Raw genomic sequence first — 17881 nt, forward strand, 5'->3', positions numbered from 1 at the left:
CAGACCAATAAAATAGTTAGATACTACTGCTATGCAAAAAACTATCCAATGTTTCTTTGACACGTGTTTTAAGTGTCATATCAAGCGATGATTGCGCCGTTTTAACTTCGCAGCCGCCTCGCTCTAACGTTGGCTCTGCAATCAACTGCCAGTTATTATCTGTCACTGTTTGCTCGCCATAACTTTGCTTTATTAGCTCTAAATCTTCGGGGTGTAAATGAATTCGTATTTTTTCTTGCTCTGTATTAAGCGCATCAATACTGTGTTTAAGGGTGTGTAAAATAACATCAGGAGAGGTTTTTACTTCTTGATAAATAATAGCTTCTGCAAGCATAACGGCTAATTGCACTAATTGCTTTTCAGCTTGCTCATCCACTTTACTTAGCGGCGCGGTCAATCCCTCTAAAACACTACGTAGGCCAATTAACTGCTCTTCTATTAGTGGTTTTACATCTTCTTGGCCTTGGGTTTTTCCCAGCTCTAGGCCTTCTTTGTAGCCAGCTTCTTTACCTTCGGTAACGCCTTTATCAAAACCGTCTATGTAACCTTGCTCGTGCCCTTGTTTTACACCTTCTTCAAACGCATCTTGTCTAATGCGCTCAAGTTCGGCCATAGTAAGCGCAGGTAACTCAGGTTCTTGCGGCTCTTCAATTAGCGACTCTTCAGCCATTTCTTTTCGATACAACTCAGCAAGCGGTGTACCAAAGGCAGTAGAGCGATTACCAAAGCTTTTTTCATCGGGTGCTACATCAGGAACATCCCAGTGCTTTAATAGTTCATCGGCTTCATCGACGTGCAGTGGACGCCCTTTGTGCATTGACGATTTAGTCATGGTTTATAAAAACTCCTCGCCGCCGCCGCCGCCAAGCTGTATTTCGCCCGAGTCAGACAATCGACGCGCCGTAGAGAGTATTTCTTTTTGCGCGGCTTCTACTTCACTAATACGCACTGGTGCCATTGCCTCTAAGTCATCGGCAAGCATTTCGGCAGCACGTTTAGACATATTACCGAGTATTTTTTCTTTAAGCGCATCGTCTGTGCCTTTAATCGCTTTCATTAGTACGTCTTGTTGTACTTCGCGTAAAATTGCTTGAATACCACGGTCGTCTACGTCCATTAAGTTTTCAAACACAAACATAAGATCTTGAATTTGTTGCGACATTTCTTCGTCATGCTCACGAATAGAGTCCATTAACTGCCCTTCTACGTTGGTATCTAGGTAGTTCATAATATCGGCAGCCGCTTTTAAGCCGCCCATTTTCGCAGCTTGCGCACCTGCTTGGCCAGCAAACTGTTTTTCCATAATTTCGTTAAGCTCTTGCAAGGCAGCTGGCTGCACTTCTTCAAGGTTAGCAATACGCATGGTTAAATCCAGGCGCACTTTATCAGGAAACTGCGCCAGTATTTCGGCAGATTGCTCAGGCTCTAAATAAGATAATACAATGGTTTGTATTTGCGGATGCTCATTACGAATAATGTTAGCTACTTGCTTCGAGTCCATCCACTTTAACGAATCAAGTCCTTTAGCGCCCGATCCCATTACTATTTGGTCAATTAAGCTAGCGGCTTTATCTTCACCTAATGCAGCGGTAAGTGCTTTTTTAATAAAGTCTTCTGATTGAAAACCAATTGTACTAAAGCTTTGAATTTGCTCTATAAATAAATTATGTACTGCGCTTATTTTAGCTTGCGATAGATCCTGCAAACCGGCCATCGCCATACCCACTTTTTGCACCTGTTTGGGCTCTAAATGTTTGAGTATTTGCGCTGCATCTTCTTCAGATAAACTTAATAGCAGTATGGCCGCTTTATCTACGCCATCTAGCTTATCAACATCGAAAGCTGCTGGGAGTTGTTTTTGGTTTTGATCAGTCATCTTCGGTTAACCACGCTTTCACTACTTGTGATGATAGTTCTGGTTCATTAGCTACAAGGGCACGTACGGCTTTAAGTAAGTCTTCGTCACCATGTAAATCGGGTAGCTGCAGTGTACCATCGCTTGAGAAGCCAACTGAAGCAGAATCAAAGTCTTTATTTAGCATATCTAAGCTATTATCGCCAATATCAACCCCTGAGCTAAGTGCATCTTCATCGTACTCATCAAGCGTGCTGTCTGGGTAAATTAAGCGTTTTAGCATAGGTTTAACTACAGCCATAATCAACACAATAATAACCAATGCAGCCAGTACTAAGCGTACTATTTTCATAAACCAGTCTTGTTCCCATAAAGGTACTTCAAAACTCATATCTACGGCTTCTCGTACAAAGGGAACTGTTACTACTTCTAGGGCATCGCCGCGCTGTATATCAAAGCCAACACCACCTTGTAATAAACGTCGAATATTTGACAGTGCCTCAACCGAGCGCGGGGTCATGGTGGTTTCACCGTTTTCGCCCACTGTTGGCAAATAATCAACCGCCACCGATACACTAATTCTGCGAATCGTGCCGCTTTGTTGGCGCTTATGCGAAATAGTAGTATCGAGCTCATAGTTACGCGTGGCTTCTTTATGCGTGCGGCTCGGTGAAGTAGCACTTCCTGCGCCGCCTTGGCCTGCCACTTCTGGAATATCTGAATTTACCGGAGGCTGATTACTTAACGCGCCAGGAATACCCACAGCTAAGCCGCCTATGTTGTTTTCCTCAAACGTGGTTTCGCTTCTTACCGCTGGTAGGTCTGGGTTATAACGTTTTTGCGTTTCTTCTAATGAGCTAAAGTCCATGCTCAAATCAACTTGCGCAGTGTAATTACTCAAACCAACAATAGGGATTAAAATGCTATCTATTTTTTCTAGGTATTCTTGCTCGCGCTTACGCTCTAGGTCGTACTCTTTACGAGAACGCGCAGAAAGTGAGCTTTGTGAGCCCGAATTTAATAAACGGCCATTTTGATCGGTAACCGTTACGCGTGCAGGCTCAAGCCCTTGCACTGCTGAGGCTATCATATCCACCACAGAGTCTACTTCTTCGCTGTTAAGTGAGCGGCCGCGTTTAAGCGTAAGTACTACCGTTGCTGAAGGCTTTTTCTCTCTGCGGGCAAATACGTTTTCTTTTGGAATAGCTAACAGCACCTTGGCGCGAGTGATGTTATTAAGCTCTTCTATAGTGCGGGCAAGTTGCTGCTCTCGGCCATGCTTTAGGCGCTCGCGCTCTAAGCGTTGGCTTACACCAAAGCCCATGTCTTGCATTATTATGTCTGAGCCAGAAGTAGGACCTTGATCCAAGCCTTCGCGAGTCATTAGTAATTTTATATTTTGGTATTCGCTTTCATCAACCGACACTACGTTGCCATCAAGTTGATAATCTATTTTTTGCGCATCTAAAAAATCAAGCGTTTGAATTAGCTCTTCGGTGGGCATTTTACCTAATGGGCGCATATCTGGCTGACGTGCCCAAATAATCACAAAAATGGCAATTGCCAAACAAATCGCCAGTGCAATAATAAGGGTAACTTGACGCAATACATCAACACCGCTTAACGCACTTAAATAGCCCGACTTTTGTTCTTGTTGATCGTCACTATCGCTTTGCTCAATACCGCCACTAGCAAGTGCAAGATCTGTAGATTGATTAGATTGCGCCACAATTATTCTCCACTACCTGATTAAACAGGCATATTCATGATTTCTTTGTAAGCTTCAACAAGTTTATTACGCACTTGTACGGTCGCTTCAAATGCAACAGAAGACTTTTGCGAAGCAATCATTGCCTCAGCAAGCGATACGCTTCTGTCGCCCATTTCAACCGCTTTTACTTTTTGACCTGTGTCTTGCTGTAACTCATGCACAGTATTGAGCGCATTGCTAAGCATATCGCCAAATTGTGCTGATGACGTAGACTGAACTTGCGTAGGCAATTTATTAATTTGATTATTACGGCCCGCTTCTAAGGCCATTGATTGCATTTCTTGAAATACAGCGCTATTTTGAATTTTCATTATTTGTCTCTAACAATGCAGTTAACTCTTAAGGTTAATAAAGCACAAAACGTGCCACATAAATAAAGCTTTAAATACATGGTGTTACAGTTGGTTTTTACTTAGTCAGAGTTTTGACAGCCCTAAATTCAAGGTGTTGAATTTAGGGCTTTTTTGAAGGTTATGCAGGAAGTGAAATACCTAAGTCGCGCATTTGCGCTAGTTTATAACGTAAAGTTCGCGGGCTAATACCCAAAGTTTCAGCTACGTCTTTACGCTTGCCTTGGCAACGCGCAAGTGTTTCTAAAATAATTCGATGCTCTTTATCTTTAAGCTCATCTTTATAACTGCCTGTATCTTGAGCGAGTAAATCTGATTTTTGCTCATTCGGTGTTTGATCATCAAGCTTTTCATCACCCGACTTTTCGTCATTAATAACGGCTGTTGTTTTACTATCGTAATAGGCGCTAGTTAACGCACTTTCACTAATTGCTGGCTCTACTACAAAGTTACTTGGGGCTAAATTTTCAATAAAAATAGCTTGCTCACCTATGCTGTTACCACTGCGCAGTATAAGCGCACGCTGAATTACGTTATCAAGCTCACGCACATTACCTGGCCATGTATGGCTAAGGAGCTTTTGCTCAGCTTGCTTATCTAAAATAGCCAGCGGCTGCTTAGCTTTTATTAAATGGCGTTCAATTAAGTGCTTCGCCAACACAATTATATCGCCAGGGCGCTCGCACAATGGCCGCCACATTAGCGGAAAAACGTTAAGGCGATAATATAAATCTTCCCTAAACTGATTATTCGCTACCGCTTGTTTTAAATCGCGGTTACTGGTTGCGAGTATGCGTACATCTAGCGCAATGGTTTTACGACTCCCTAAGCGTTCAACTTCACGCTCTTGTAATACACGCAGTAGTTTAACTTGTAAGCCTAAATCCATTTCGGTAATTTCATCAAGTAAAATAGTACCACCCTGCGCTTGCTCAAACTTACCTGGACATGCCTGAATCGCGCCAGTAAAAGCGCCTTTTTCGTAGCCAAATAATGTTGCTTCTAGCATGTTTTCAGGAATCGCCGCACAGTTAATAGCCACAAAGGGCTTTGCAGCACGCGCTGATTTATCATGAATAAACCGCGCTAATACTTCTTTACCCGAGCCACTTGGCCCCAGCACCATAACACTGGCGTCTGATTTAGCTACCCTGCTTGCAAGCTCCAGCAATTGAATACTAGTTGGGTCGGCAACAATAGGGCCGTCGGTTTCTTTGGGTTTTTCGGGCAAATAGCGGCTCACCATATTTAATAGCACCTCGGGTGCAAATGGTTTGGCCATATAATCAATCGCGCCTAAGCGCATTGCCTCTACCGCATCGTCAATAGTTGCGTAGGCGGTCATCATTAATACCGGTAAATCGGGGTAATTTAATTTAATACTGCGCAGTAAATCTAGGCCGCTCATAGTGCCCATTTGCACATCGCTCACCACTAACGAAAAGGATTCTTTTTTTAGTAGTAACATCGCCTGCTCTGCACTGTCGGCAGCAACGCATTCAATACCCGACATTTCTAGGGTATCTATTAATGCTTCGCGAAGCCCTGCGTCGTCCTCTACAACTAAAATAGTATTACTCATAACGATTCCTCTAATTTAGATGCTGCGCTAATTGGCAATAACAGGTTAAAACAAGCGCCGCCATGTACATTATTAGTCACCTCAATACGCCCTTGGTGCGCATTAGCAACAGAGCTAACAACCGCCAACCCTAAGCCTGTGCCTTGGCTGCTAGTGGTAAAAAATGGTTCAAACAGTTTATCTACCTGCTGTAGGTCAACACCTGGGCCATTATCACTCACGCTAATGCGTACAAAATCTGGGGTTTGCAAATCGCGCATTGCACTTACTTGCACTTGTGCCCCAGAGCCTATAATTTGAATACTGTTATGAATCAGGTTTTGAATCGCACTGGCAAGCGCGGTTTTATTCCCTAAAATCGCAATGTCGGGCTCAGGTAAGCTTACATCAAGCTCACTGTTATTAAGCGTTACCATGGCATCTGCACCGGTTTTTACTTCGCTTAATAATTGCTGCATAGACACCTGCTCAACCACATGCTGATCGCCACTTTTGGCAAATAGCAGCATGTCGTTTACTTGGTTTTCTAAATCTTTTAAGCGCGACATTAATTTAGTTTGAAAGTTATCGCGCGACGCTTCGGGTAAGCATTTTGAACCTAAATTAGCAGCATAAAGCATAGCCGCCGACAGCGGCGTACGTACTTGGTGCGCCAAAGATGCCACCATTTTACCCAGCGCACTTAAACGCTGCATATGTGCAACCCGCTTTTGTAAGCGGCGGGTTTCACTCAAGTCTGTCATTAAAATAAGTTGCCCTGGCTCTGGGGCAAGTGCGGTAATATCAAGTTTTATTAAGCGCCCGTCTTTTAAAGACACCTCGTGGCCATCATCTTGCTGAGGCCGAAAAGAGCGCTGAATAACACTAAACCACTTTTCGCCTTCTAGCGGCTCGCCAAGCATATCAATCGCAATTTGATTCGCTTTCGCTATCATGCCTTTACCATCAAGCACTATTACTCCTGCGGGCATAGTATCTACTAAATGCGAAAGCCAACTAGCCTGTTTACGCAGATCGCTTAACTCCCCTATATACTCCTCTTGAAGTAAACATGGGTTATACTGATTTGCAGAAATAAACTGTGGTTTTAACACACTAGCAAGTGCCATAATCAAATCTCTAATTGATGCAGATACAGGGTTAAATGCACAATTTATACCACCTTTTATTACCATGTATATCATTGAGTTACACAGTAAAAATACGCGACATTAAAATGACGCGCAAATAAAGCACCGCAACTAAGGAACTATAATGACCAAGCAAACCCGCTGCTCATGGCTCGACACCAGCAAACCCGACTACGTTGCATACCACGATAACGAATGGGGAGTGCCAGTGTATGACGATAAAAAACTGTTTGAATTTTTAACGCTGGAGTCGGCGCAAGCAGGATTGAGTTGGTACACTATTTTAAAAAAGCGTAATGGTTATAAAAATGCTTTTGCCGATTTTGATGTACACAAAGTAGCAGCATTTACCGAGCAAGATATTGAGCGACTAATGCTTGATGCGGGTATTGTGCGCAATCGCTTAAAAATTGCTGCTACTGTAAATAACGCCAAATGCTTTATTAAAATTCAGCAAGAGTTTGGCAGTTTTAGTAACTATCAATGGCAGTTTGTTGGCAATAAGCCGCAAGTAAGTAATTTAAATTCTGCTGACAACGCCCCAGCAATTACCCCTACCTCAAGCGCATTTGCTAAAGATTTAAAAAAGCGTGGTTTTAAGTTTTTAGGGCCAACAACCGTATACGCCCATATGCAAGCCTGCGGTATGGTTAACGATCACAGTAATAACTGTTTTAGAAAAGAAGAAGTTATGAGGCTAGGGGCTAGGGGCTAGGGGCTAGGGGCTAGGGGCTAGGGGCTAGGCAAACAGTCTGATTTCAGGCTTTTAATCAAGCCTCTGTAATTATTACATTTAGTGAAATTTATTTTCACCAAGAGCTGTGTATAACAACACAAAAAAAGAACAGTACACCTATTTATAAGTCTCTATAGCTCAGCGTCTCTAACCCTCTTAGCGAATATTGTTACTAAGACTAAGTCGCACTACGTACGCGCGTCAGCAAGCTAAACGCTGTGCTTGGTTATTTTTTACCTAAAGCCTGAACCCTGACACCTAAAACCTGATAGCTGCCCTTAATTTTTAGTCTCTCGACAAGTTATATTTTTTCATTTTTTCGACCAAAGTAGTGCGGCGTACCCCGAGTATTTCAGCGGCGCGGGCAACTACATAATCAAAGCGCTCTAATGCTTGAGTAATTAAGTTAATTTCTAGCTCGGCTAAGTATTCTTTAAGCTCAATCCCTTCGCTGGGTAACAAGCCTGAATCTGCTGCTGTAGAGTGTTCGGTTTCATCGTCATAATCGCTAAAGTCGGTGCTAAATATGTCGTTAAAAGCATCGCGCTCCATTAACTCTTCTGGGTACTGCGGCTCATAGGCTTCAACTTCAATATAACGATACTTAGCCGGTAAATCAGGAACATCGACCACTTTTTCTGGGAACATTATCACCATTCGCTCAACTAAGTTTGCAAGCTCGCGAATATTACCCGGCCAACTATGCTCTTTTAAACTCTCGACCGCGCGCTCAGTAAACTTAGCGGTTGAGCCACTTTGCTCATTAACGCGGCGCATTAACTCTTTTAATAACAGCGGTATGTCATCGGCGCGCTGAGTAAGCGACGGGCTTTCAATAGGGAATACGTTTAATCGGTAGTATAAATCTTCACGAAACGTGCCTTGCTCTATCATCGTTTCGAGGTTGCGATGGGTTGCAGCAATAATACGTACATCGGCTTGAATCGCTTTTGTACCACCTACTCGCTCATAACTGCGCTCTTGCAATACGCGCAGTAATTTAACTTGCATTTGCAGCGGCATATCGCCTATTTCATCTAAAAATAGCGTACCGCCTTGCGCCAGTTCAAAACGCCCTTTACGAGCAGAAATAGCCCCTGTAAATGCACCTTTTTCATGGCCAAACAATTCGCTTTCGAGCAACTCTCCCGGGATCGCACCACAGTTAACTGGTACAAAAGGCCCTTTAAGGCGTTTAGACAATAAATGTACGTTACGCGCCACTACCTCTTTACCTGTGCCCGACTCACCTAAAATAAGTACATTAGCATCGGTTTTGGCTACTTGTTCAATTAAAAAGCGCAGGTCTTTAACCGCCGATGTTTCACCCACTAAGCCGTCAAAGGTATTATGTGGCTTACTGTGTTTGTGCTCATTAGGCAGCATACGTTGATATTGTTGGCAGTCGTGTAATAGTTGCGTGGTTACTTCGTGGCTAAATGGCTCACAAATCAACCCAACCACATTAGCAATACTCAATAAAGGTTTGAGTGTTTCGCCAATTAGCAAAAAAGGAAACGTAGGGTAGCGCTTAATTAAACTTTCGTGATCAAGCGCCTGCAGTGCACCTAAAATTACAATGCATTCTTTACTTTGATACTTACTACACGCTTGCTCAAAGTCGGCTTCCGTTTGTAATTGCACCGCTTCACCAATAAAAGTAAGTGAGGCATATAATCCTATCGAGCGATTGTTATTATTATCTAAAATTAAGATCATATTTAGCGGGCCATTCATTTCACTAATTTATTTTGTTAATCAAATTGTAAGCCAGTTGAAATTGTATGCAAGCACTAGTGGCGACTTTTTGACATTAACGCCAAAAAACAGACACTTTAATTAAAGCAACAATACTTAAGGATTAACCATTAAGTATTAAGGTTGTAAATACCCCTACATTCGCATAATAAGTTAATCGCAAAGCTTAATACTTAAATTAGAGATATAAAGTCACTTTATAATAAAAATATTCACTAATATTTACTTAAGTTGCCACCTTAAATGCCGATAAGTAAATATATATAAAATGCTTGGCATTATAATTGCTGGTATTGTATTAATATTTTTAGTTATCAAAATTTAGGATCTTCTCATGGCACATGCATCAATTAAAAAATACGGTCAAGTTCGTGCAAGCAGTATTAGCGAAATGACACCTTACGAACAAATAAACCTAATTTTTAGTAACATTATCGGGCGCTTAGCTGCAACCAAAGGTTTTATTGAACGCAAAGAAATTGAAAAAAAGGGCGAAAACATTTCAGCCTGTATTTTACTTTTTGGCGCATTACAAGACACACTTAATTTTGACGTTGAGCAAGGCTCAGGAATTTCAAATAATTTAGCTGCGTTATACGACTATTGCCAACGTACATTAACTAAAGCTAACTTAAATAACGATACAGCAGCAATTATGGAAGTTTCTAGCATAGTGAAAGAAATAAAAGAAGGGTGGGATAATATTCCTGCTAGCGAACGCTCTCCTGCAGTTTAATTTATTATGCCTTTAATAACTGACCAACAGCCAGCAGAGCAAATTAAACAATTGCTCTGCGAGCTTGAAACACTGGTAAATAACAACGATGCTGACGCGGCAGCTTTACAGCTTGAAGCGTTAAATACGTGTTTAAAAAGCTGGTGCGAAAGCAATGAGCAGCCAAGTAGTGACGAACTTATAGCAACACAAGCGCATATTAATGCTATTTTAACTCAAGCTAATATCCATAAAGACGACTCGTTTAAAGCCTTGTTAAAGCATAAAAAGTCAGACAAAGCGATCAGCGCTTACAAAAGCACTTAAAAAGACAGTTAGCATAATAAAAAGTAAATTAAACGATGGTTTTATACTTTTCTTCTCTAAAGCGCAGCGCCCTCTTAACCTCTTTGTGAATATATTTACTTAAATCAAATATGCATAGCGAGGAGAGGACGCGGGGAATGAGGAGTGAGTTAAACAAGTAATTTAGTGCCTTTTCTTCTCTAAAGCGCAGCGCCTCTTAGCCTTTTTGTGAATAAATCACTTAAAGCTTTTTTGCACTGTTTTAATCTATTTAACGCAAAAAGTGCGGTATTGTTGTTATTAAATAAAACCGCACCTTTAAAAACTGAAAACTACCTTTTCGCAAGCTCAGTGTTTGTATTAGCGTAAAACCTAGCCTCCTCCCTAGAGCCTAACTATTAAACTATTTAGAATTTCTAACTACGCCTGGCATGTTATCTAACTGAGATTGAAGATAACTACTCGTTGAATTTAAGCTTGCTACCAATAAATCCATGCTGTTGTACTGCGCATAAAGGCGCGACTCTAACGACTCCATTTTACGTGAAAACGATACTCGTTCGTCATCAATCCCGCGAAGCTGACCTTCTTTACTCTCTATTCTGTTTTGAATTAAGCCATCTGACTTAGTATAAAAGTTCATTAACTCATCAAACGATTGGGCAAAACCGCCTTCGTCTTTATTTTCGCCAATAAAAAACTGTTGCACTAAATCAACATCATTTTTTACTTGCTCATCTAAGCGCTCGGTATCTAAGCTTAATTTACCATAGCGGTCGGCTTCTACACCTAACTGCGACAGCGATAAAGAGTTACCATCGCCTAAGTCAACACTGTTGGTAATTTCTTGCCTTAACTTTGACATAACACCACGTAGCAGTGAATCACCCGCCATTACGCCAGCGCCATCTTCGCCAGATTTACCCAAGTTTTTACTTAGCTCTAACAGCTCGTTATAACTTTCGATAAACCCATTTAAGCCAGCTTTTATATTATTGTTATTTTCTTTAACGGTTAGCTTACTTAGGTCGTCGTCAACACCTTGTGCTTTTTTAGCGGTAATAGTCACGCCATCAATCACGTTTTTAAATTCGTTAGTGCTACTAGTTACTGTTACTGTGCCGTCAATAGTTATTGACGCATCGACAGCGGCAACCACTTCGCTCACATTTTTTATTCCTGCAGGTGCAGGGTCAAATGCTAAACGCGAAAGGCCTAGGGTATCGGTGTTGTTAGCATCGTCATCGGCCACTGCAATTTTAATTTGGTTTTCTACACCACTGGTTTGAGCCGAAAACACTAAGCGCTGGCCAGTATCATCAGTAATTATAGTGGCGTTAATACTTTTATTATCTTTACTGTTGTTTATTGCATCGCGCACTTCGCTAAGTGTTGCAGTGTTTGATACTGCAATATCAAAGCTATTATCGCCCGAGCTTAATGTCATGGTGCCAGCACCAACAGGATTGGCGGCATCAAACGCACTCGACATTATTTTATGCTCAGTGGCTAAATTATTTACTTTTACTGAGTAGCCACCTGGTTGAGCGTCTTTATCTGAGCTAAGCGATATAAAATCATCATTACCCGATGTCGTACGTTTTTGATAGTTATCAACGTCGCCTAATGCACTCATCGACTCTTGTACTTTTTCAAGTGCAGCTTTAAGCGCACCCACAGCGGAAATGTCGGTAGTTAAGTTAGCTTCTTTTCTATTTAAACGTGATTCAAAAGGCGCTTTTTCGGCATTAACCAATGCACCTACAATTTCAGATACTTGTAAGCCTGAACCTAAGCCAGTAAACGAAATAGCCATGTTTATACCCCTTTACACTATTAAATAAAAAACAAAAAACTTAAAAAACGCAGCTACTATTTAGTTATATACTTATATAGCTATACCGTTTGGTCAATCAATAAACCCGCAGTTTCAGACAACTTTGATACTAAACTTAACACTTCTTCCGAAGGGTATTGTTTAATAACATCGCCAGTTGCCTTATCGAGCACTTTAATTACATCGCGGCCTGAATCTTCATCAACCTGGAACTGTAAACTACGGTTCATTTCGCCCATAAAATCTTGCAATTGCTGCGCCACTTTTTCAAGCTGTTCACGCTCTAGCGGTTGTTGCTGCTGCGTAGCAGTGTCAGCATTACTTTGATACTGCTGTGCTTGTGAAGCACTTTTTTTAACATCGTCAATGGCACTAGCCGTTAGTACCGTAGCTGCTTGCCCTACTTTACTTTCGCTAGCTTGCCCAGCATTACTTGCCGTTACTAAAACTTCTGCGCCTGAGGTAATTGTATTCATAACGCCTCCTAAATAGTTTTAAACATTGTACACTATTTATAAATTAGCTTAATTTAGTAAGTTAAACGACAAAAGGAGATGAACAAAGCCATCTCCTTTTTTAAATTACTAATACTGACTTTTGGTATTAGTTAGCTATTAATAAGCTAATGCCTAATGAACTATTAACCTAGTAAGCTAAGTGCTGCTTGTGGCAACTGGTTCGCTTGCGACAAAATTGACGTACCTGCTTGTTGCAATATTTGGTTTTTAGTCATTTGTGCAGTTTCTGTTGCAAAGTCAGTATCTTGAATACGACTGCGCGATGCAGATACGTTTTCAGAAATATTAGCCAAGTTACTAATGGTGTGACCAAAACGGTTTTGTAAAGCACCTAAATCAGCACGGCTATCGTCTATTTGTGCTAGCGCGCTATCAATTATACTTAACGCATTTTGCGATTCACCAGCTGTTGAAAGGTCGATAGTATCAACGTTTTTAAGTACTGAGTTATTCGTGTTCGTATCCCCAGCAAGTAAAGTATCACTTGCTGTTGCTGAAAACGTAGCTGTTGATGAGAGCTTCACTGTACCAGCAAAAGTGGCAGCTTCAGAGCCTGCAGCAGCATTATCATTACCGGTATCATCCTCTAAAACGATTCCAGTGGTTTCAGCAACACCTTTAGCATCTAAAGCAAAGGCAGATACAGTGCCACCATCAACACCACCATTAATTGTAACTGTATCAATTTTAATGTCTGCACCGTCGTTATTACTTAAAATCAAATCACCATCAGTATTTATTTCTGCTGATACACCTGTTGTGGTTGACTTCTCATTAATAGCTGAAGCAACAGATGTCATATCTGAATTAGTCGCATTAGCAGAAATCGCCTCTCCATTCAAGTTAAATGAGAATGTACCATTCGCACTTAACGTGCTCGTATCAATTTTAACACCCGTTTGAGCGGTAGCCTCAACACCTGTTGTGCTTTTTTCTGTATTTATTTTTGCAGCAATATTTAATGCACTGTCACCAGCTGCTAACGTTATTGTTTTAGGTTTCAAACCATTTATAGCAATTGTTGAATTAGCTGCAACGCCATTACCAGGCCCAGCATTATCACCAGCAGCTGAACCAACACTTTGCCCTAATCCACCTGCAGTACCTTCAACTGCTTTTAAATCAAGCTGCCTTGCACCGATTTTATCTGCACTGATATCCCCAAGAGACATCGAGATAGTTTCATTTGCATTTGAACCGACTTGAAACGCTTTAGTACCAAATGAGCCATCAAGCAACTTTTGTCCACCAAAAGAAGTCGTTTCAGCGATACGTGTTAACTCTAGTTGAAGAGCGCCAACTTCTTTTTGTAGAGCTTGACGGTCAGTATCCGAATTTGAACCATTCGCTGATTGCAATGCTAGTTCGCGCATACGCTGTAAAATACTAGTTGACTCACTCATCGCGCCTTCAGCTGTTTGCGCCATTGAAATACCATCGTTAGCATTTCGTTGGGCTACTGCTAAACCATTAACCTGTGATGTCAAACGGTTGGCAATTTGCATGCCGGCTGCATCATCTTTAGCGCTATTAATACGCATACCAGAAGACAGTCGCTCCATTGAAGTAGCTAAACCTTGACCAGATTTAGAAAGGTTACGTTGAGCGTTTAATGAAGATACGTTTGTATTTACTGATATAGCCATGATAAAACTCCTGATTACTTTCGTAATGTTACTATTTTAATTTAACCAAGAGCTGTCACAAATTGTATGCTCAGCTCCGTACTGATTAAGTTAACGGCAGGAGATAAGCTATCTTTAGAGATATTTTAAAAATAAATTGGATTATTTATTAAATTAAATGTAACCAACTGTATTTAATGAAAATATTTCCAATGTTTTTTGCGATAAAATATAAAACGCACTTCAAATTGAAGTGCGTCTATATAAACAGTTACTAATAAACTAAATAATTAGCCACCTAACAAGCTAATGGCTGCTTGTGGTATTTGGTTTGCTTGCGAGAGTATTGACGTACCCGCTTGTTGCAATATTTGGTTCTTCGTCATTTGTGCAGTTTCTGTCGCAAAGTCGGTATCTTGAATACGACTACGCGATGCAGATACATTTTCAGAAATATTAGCCAAGTTACTAATGGTGTGACCAAAACGGTTTTGTAAAGCACCTAAATCAGCACGGCTATCGTCTATTTGTGCTAGCGCGCTATCAATTATACTTAACGCATTTTGCGATTCACCAGCTGTTGAAAGGTCGATAGTATCAACGTTTTTAAGTACTGAGTTATTCGTGTTCGTATCCCCAGCAAGTAAAGTATCACTTGCTGTTGCTGAAAACGTAGCTGTTGATGAGAGCTTCACTGTACCAGCAAAAGTGGCAGCTTCAGAGCCTGCAGCAGCATTATCATTACCGGTATCATCCTCTAAAACGATTCCAGTGGTTTCAGCAACACCTTTAGCATCTAAAGCAAAGGCAGATACAGTGCCACCATCAACACCACCATTAATTGTAACTGTATCAATTTTAATGTCTGCACCGTCGTTATTACTTAAAATCAAATCACCATCAGTATTTATTTCTGCTGATACACCTGTTGTGGTTGACTTCTCATTAATAGCTGAAGCAACAGATGTCATATCTGAATTAGTCGCATTAGCAGAAATCGCCTCTCCATTCAAGTTAAATGAGAATGTACCATTCGCACTTAACGTGCTCGTATCAATTTTAACACCCGTTTGAGCGGTAGCCTCAACACCTGTTGTGCTTTTTTCTGTATTTATTTTTGCAGCAATATTTAATGCACTGTCACCAGCTGCTAACGTTATTGTTTTAGGTTTCAAACCATTTATAGCAATTGTTGAATTAGCTGCAACGCCATTACCAGGCCCAGCATTATCACCAGCAGCTGAACCAACACTTTGCCCTAATCCACCTGCAGTACCTTCAACTGCTTTTAAATCAAGCTGCCTTGCACCGATTTTATCTGCACTGATATCCCCAAGAGACATCGAGATAGTTTCATTTGCATTTGAACCGACTTGAAACGCTTTAGTACCAAATGAGCCATCAAGCAACTTTTGCCCACCAAAAGAAGTCGTTTCAGCGATACGTGTTAACTCTAGTTGTAATGCTGCAGTCTCTTTTTGCAATGCTTGCCGATCTGTATCAGAATTTGATCCATTCGCTGATTGTAGTGCTAACTCACGCATGCGTTGCAAAATATCGGTAGAGGCCGACATCGCACCTTCAGCAGTTTGTGCCATTGAAATACCATCGTTAGCATTTCGCTGCGCTACTGCTAAACCATTTATTTGCGATGTAAGGCGGTTTGAAATTTGCAGGCCGGCTGCATCATCCTTTGCGCTATTAATACGCATACCAGAAGACAGTCGCTCCATTGAAGTAGCTAAACCCTGACCTGATTTTGTTAAGTTACGTTGTGCGTTTAGTGACGACACATTAGTATTTACTGTTAATGCCATTTTACCATCTCCGAGTGTTTAACAGGATGTGGTTCAAAATGCTTTTGCAGGAACCACTATTAGATGCACTTAATAAAGCAGGTTTTGTGCCAACTAACCCAACAAACCCAATACATTGTTTTTAATGTAAATTATAAATATCAAACTGAGTTTTAGAGTAAAAATGAGCTTTATAATGGAAGGCTAATAAATAGTGACATTTTTTTGCCGCTTGGTTAGTGGGGATATTCGGAGGACGATTACCGGGGTATGTCATGTTTTTTACTGTAGTGTGTTTGGTTTCTAAGAGCGCAGCGCCATCTTAGCCTTTTTGTGAATAAAGCATTTAAATATTACTGTGCACAAAGAGAAAACAATGAGAGTAAATGAGAAGTAAATTGAAAAACTCGGAAACACATAATTGAGTGCTTTTTTCTTCTCTAAAGCGTAGCGCCCTCATAACCTCTTTGTGAATAAATTTACTAAACCCATTTGCACAAAGAACAGTAAATTTCAAATAGTCGAAAACCCAAAAGCGCGGTATAAAACCGCGCCTATAAAATTATATTTAAATTTTCACCGTGCTTGGTTAATTTTTGCCTAAAACCTGATACCTGACACCTAAAACCTGCTCTTAACCTTTAAATATAATCAAATAACGAGAGTTTGGCTAAGCGGCCGAAAGTAGCTTGCGACGCTTGGAGTGCGGTTTCTTGCTGAGTGAGTTCGCTAATTGCAGCGGCCATATCTACTTCAAGCAGGCTTGAACGATTACTTTGGTTTTGAATATCTAACGCAGAGTTAGAGTCGGTTACTCTTTCTAGCACATTCATACGCCCGCCTAAACTAGCTTGGGTAAACACTACTTGCTCGCTGGCGTTTTGTAACTGCGTTACGCCATCGTTAAGTACTTGCTGAAAATCATCCCCCGCAAGCGTGCCATTATTTAAGCCTGTAATTAAGCCTTGTAGCGTATTAAGTACGTTTTCTTTGTGGGGTTTTTCTAGGCTAAAATCGAGCTGCTGCCCAGGTGCTGCGCCAGTGAGCTGAATTTTCATGCCCGCAAACTCTATTGGCTCGTCGGTTACATTCCCGCTAACAGGTGGTGTTTGCGCTACTCCATCTCGTAAAATTTCATACTGATCCAGATCGCCTGGGTTAGCACCGGCAGTAACCACTACATTAAAAGTATTTGCTGTGACTGACACTAAAGGGTCTGGATCAGCGTTATATTGCTCTTTATGAAACTGATCGAACACACCTTGTTTCTCTACATAAACAGAACCCGTAAGTGTACTTGTTGCATCGCCCGTGTTAAATGTTACATCAAGGCGTGCATTAGTTTTTTCAAAGGTGTCGTAGCCGTTGTCGCTAGATTTAATCGACACACCTTCGGCAATAGTAATTTTATGCTGGCCTTGATCGCCTTGGTAATTGTATTTTCCGCTAGCGGCATCAAACTGATACGGTTGCGTGCTGTCTTGGTAGCCTGAAAATATGTATTTACCGTCTTCTGAACGGGTGTTCATTAAATTAGCTAACGTTTTTTGTATTTCGGTTAGCTCCGATGCTAACGACTTTAAGTCGTCTTTACTGTATGCGCCATTACCTGCTTTTAAGGCAATATCTTTAGCTGCTTGAATACTTTCGTTAATACCTTGCAGTACGCTTTCTTCGGTTTTGAGTCGGCCATTGAGCTGGTTAATGTTTTTTGTATACTGTTCATTACTTTGTATTTTATTGGTATACAGCATAGCTTGCGATATATCGGCAGGCGCTTCTGAGGTAGATAAATACTTTTGCCCGGTATTTACTCGCTCTTGTGCGTTTGCTACGCCATTTTGATTTTGTAGTATTTTATTAATGTTATTTTGATACATTAAGTTATTTGATAAACGCATA

At 41.0% G+C, this 17881-nt stretch carries 15 protein-coding genes; 3 read left to right on the forward strand and 12 right to left on the reverse strand.

Features of this window, described 5'->3' with window-relative positions; translation table 11 throughout:
* Positions 1–16: 16 nt before the first annotated feature.
* The 6 genes from fliH to J5X91_RS10570 form a co-directional block, all read right to left on the reverse strand.
* The gene (gene fliH / locus J5X91_RS10545; protein ID WP_244363830.1) at positions 17–832 is read right to left on the reverse strand and encodes a flagellar assembly protein FliH; all 816 of its coding nucleotides are present in this window, start codon (positions 830–832) and stop codon (positions 17–19) included.
* A gap of 3 nt (positions 833–835) precedes the next feature.
* Positions 836–1876 carry a flagellar motor switch protein FliG gene (fliG, locus tag J5X91_RS10550; RefSeq protein ID WP_011327486.1) on the reverse strand — a complete coding sequence of 347 codons (1041 nt, stop codon included), beginning with the start codon at positions 1874–1876 and terminating at the stop codon, positions 836–838.
* The gene (fliF, locus tag J5X91_RS10555) at positions 1869–3584 is read right to left on the reverse strand and encodes a flagellar basal-body MS-ring/collar protein FliF (protein ID WP_182676773.1); all 1716 of its coding nucleotides are present in this window, start codon (positions 3582–3584) and stop codon (positions 1869–1871) included. The genes fliG and fliF overlap by 8 nt, the downstream gene beginning before the upstream one ends.
* A gap of 20 nt (positions 3585–3604) precedes the next feature.
* Positions 3605–3937, reverse strand: a complete 333-nt coding sequence (gene fliE, locus J5X91_RS10560; protein WP_041454357.1) for a flagellar hook-basal body complex protein FliE — start codon at positions 3935–3937, stop codon at positions 3605–3607.
* 160 nt (positions 3938–4097) lie between these two features.
* Entirely contained in the window at positions 4098–5558 is a 1461-nt protein-coding gene (locus tag J5X91_RS10565; protein WP_208834762.1) for a sigma-54 dependent transcriptional regulator, read from the reverse strand.
* Positions 5555–6667: an ATP-binding protein gene (locus J5X91_RS10570; RefSeq protein ID WP_208834836.1), complete on the reverse strand. Its 1113-nt coding sequence runs from the start codon at positions 6665–6667 to the stop codon at positions 5555–5557. The genes J5X91_RS10565 and J5X91_RS10570 overlap by 4 nt, the downstream gene beginning before the upstream one ends.
* Before the next feature lie 145 nt (positions 6668–6812).
* On the opposite strand from J5X91_RS10570, the gene J5X91_RS10575 reads away from it, so the two are divergent.
* Positions 6813–7403 carry a DNA-3-methyladenine glycosylase I gene (locus tag J5X91_RS10575; protein ID WP_208834769.1) on the forward strand — a complete coding sequence of 197 codons (591 nt, stop codon included), beginning with the start codon at positions 6813–6815 and terminating at the stop codon, positions 7401–7403.
* Positions 7404–7709: 306 nt separating this feature from the next.
* Here the strand turns inward: J5X91_RS10575 and J5X91_RS10580 are convergent, their stop codons facing one another.
* On the reverse strand, positions 7710–9143 hold the full coding sequence (locus J5X91_RS10580) for a sigma-54 dependent transcriptional regulator (RefSeq protein ID WP_208834776.1): 1434 nt from the start codon (positions 9141–9143) through the stop codon (positions 7710–7712).
* Positions 9144–9516: 373 nt separating this feature from the next.
* On the opposite strand from J5X91_RS10580, the gene fliS reads away from it, so the two are divergent.
* On the forward strand, positions 9517–9918 hold the full coding sequence (gene fliS, locus J5X91_RS10585) for a flagellar export chaperone FliS (protein ID WP_089367871.1): 402 nt from the start codon (positions 9517–9519) through the stop codon (positions 9916–9918).
* A gap of 6 nt (positions 9919–9924) precedes the next feature.
* Positions 9925–10224: a hypothetical protein gene (locus tag J5X91_RS10590; RefSeq protein WP_036981719.1), complete on the forward strand. Its 300-nt coding sequence runs from the start codon at positions 9925–9927 to the stop codon at positions 10222–10224.
* Between the two features lie 382 nt (positions 10225–10606).
* On the opposite strand, the gene fliD is transcribed toward J5X91_RS10590, so the two are convergent.
* From fliD to flgL, 5 genes are all read right to left on the reverse strand, one after another.
* Positions 10607–12019, reverse strand: a complete 1413-nt coding sequence (gene fliD / locus J5X91_RS10595) for a flagellar filament capping protein FliD (protein WP_208834794.1) — start codon at positions 12017–12019, stop codon at positions 10607–10609.
* A gap of 80 nt (positions 12020–12099) precedes the next feature.
* Positions 12100–12516: a flagellar protein FlaG gene (locus J5X91_RS10600; protein ID WP_208834800.1), complete on the reverse strand. Its 417-nt coding sequence runs from the start codon at positions 12514–12516 to the stop codon at positions 12100–12102.
* Between the two features lie 164 nt (positions 12517–12680).
* A complete protein-coding gene (locus J5X91_RS10605; RefSeq protein ID WP_208834805.1) occupies positions 12681–14204 on the reverse strand; it encodes a flagellin in 1524 nt (507 codons plus the stop codon).
* Positions 14205–14473: 269 nt separating this feature from the next.
* Positions 14474–16000, reverse strand: a complete 1527-nt coding sequence (locus tag J5X91_RS10610) for a flagellin (protein WP_208834808.1) — start codon at positions 15998–16000, stop codon at positions 14474–14476.
* A 620-nt stretch (positions 16001–16620) separates the two neighbouring features.
* The gene (gene flgL / locus J5X91_RS10615) at positions 16621–17880 is read right to left on the reverse strand and encodes a flagellar hook-associated protein FlgL (RefSeq protein WP_208834811.1); all 1260 of its coding nucleotides are present in this window, start codon (positions 17878–17880) and stop codon (positions 16621–16623) included.
* Position 17881 lies beyond the last annotated feature (1 nt).

Origin of the sequence: Pseudoalteromonas sp. K222D, assembly GCF_017653575.1 — a bacterium.
In the GTDB taxonomy this organism is placed as follows: Bacteria; Pseudomonadota; Gammaproteobacteria; order Enterobacterales; family Alteromonadaceae; genus Pseudoalteromonas; species Pseudoalteromonas nigrifaciens.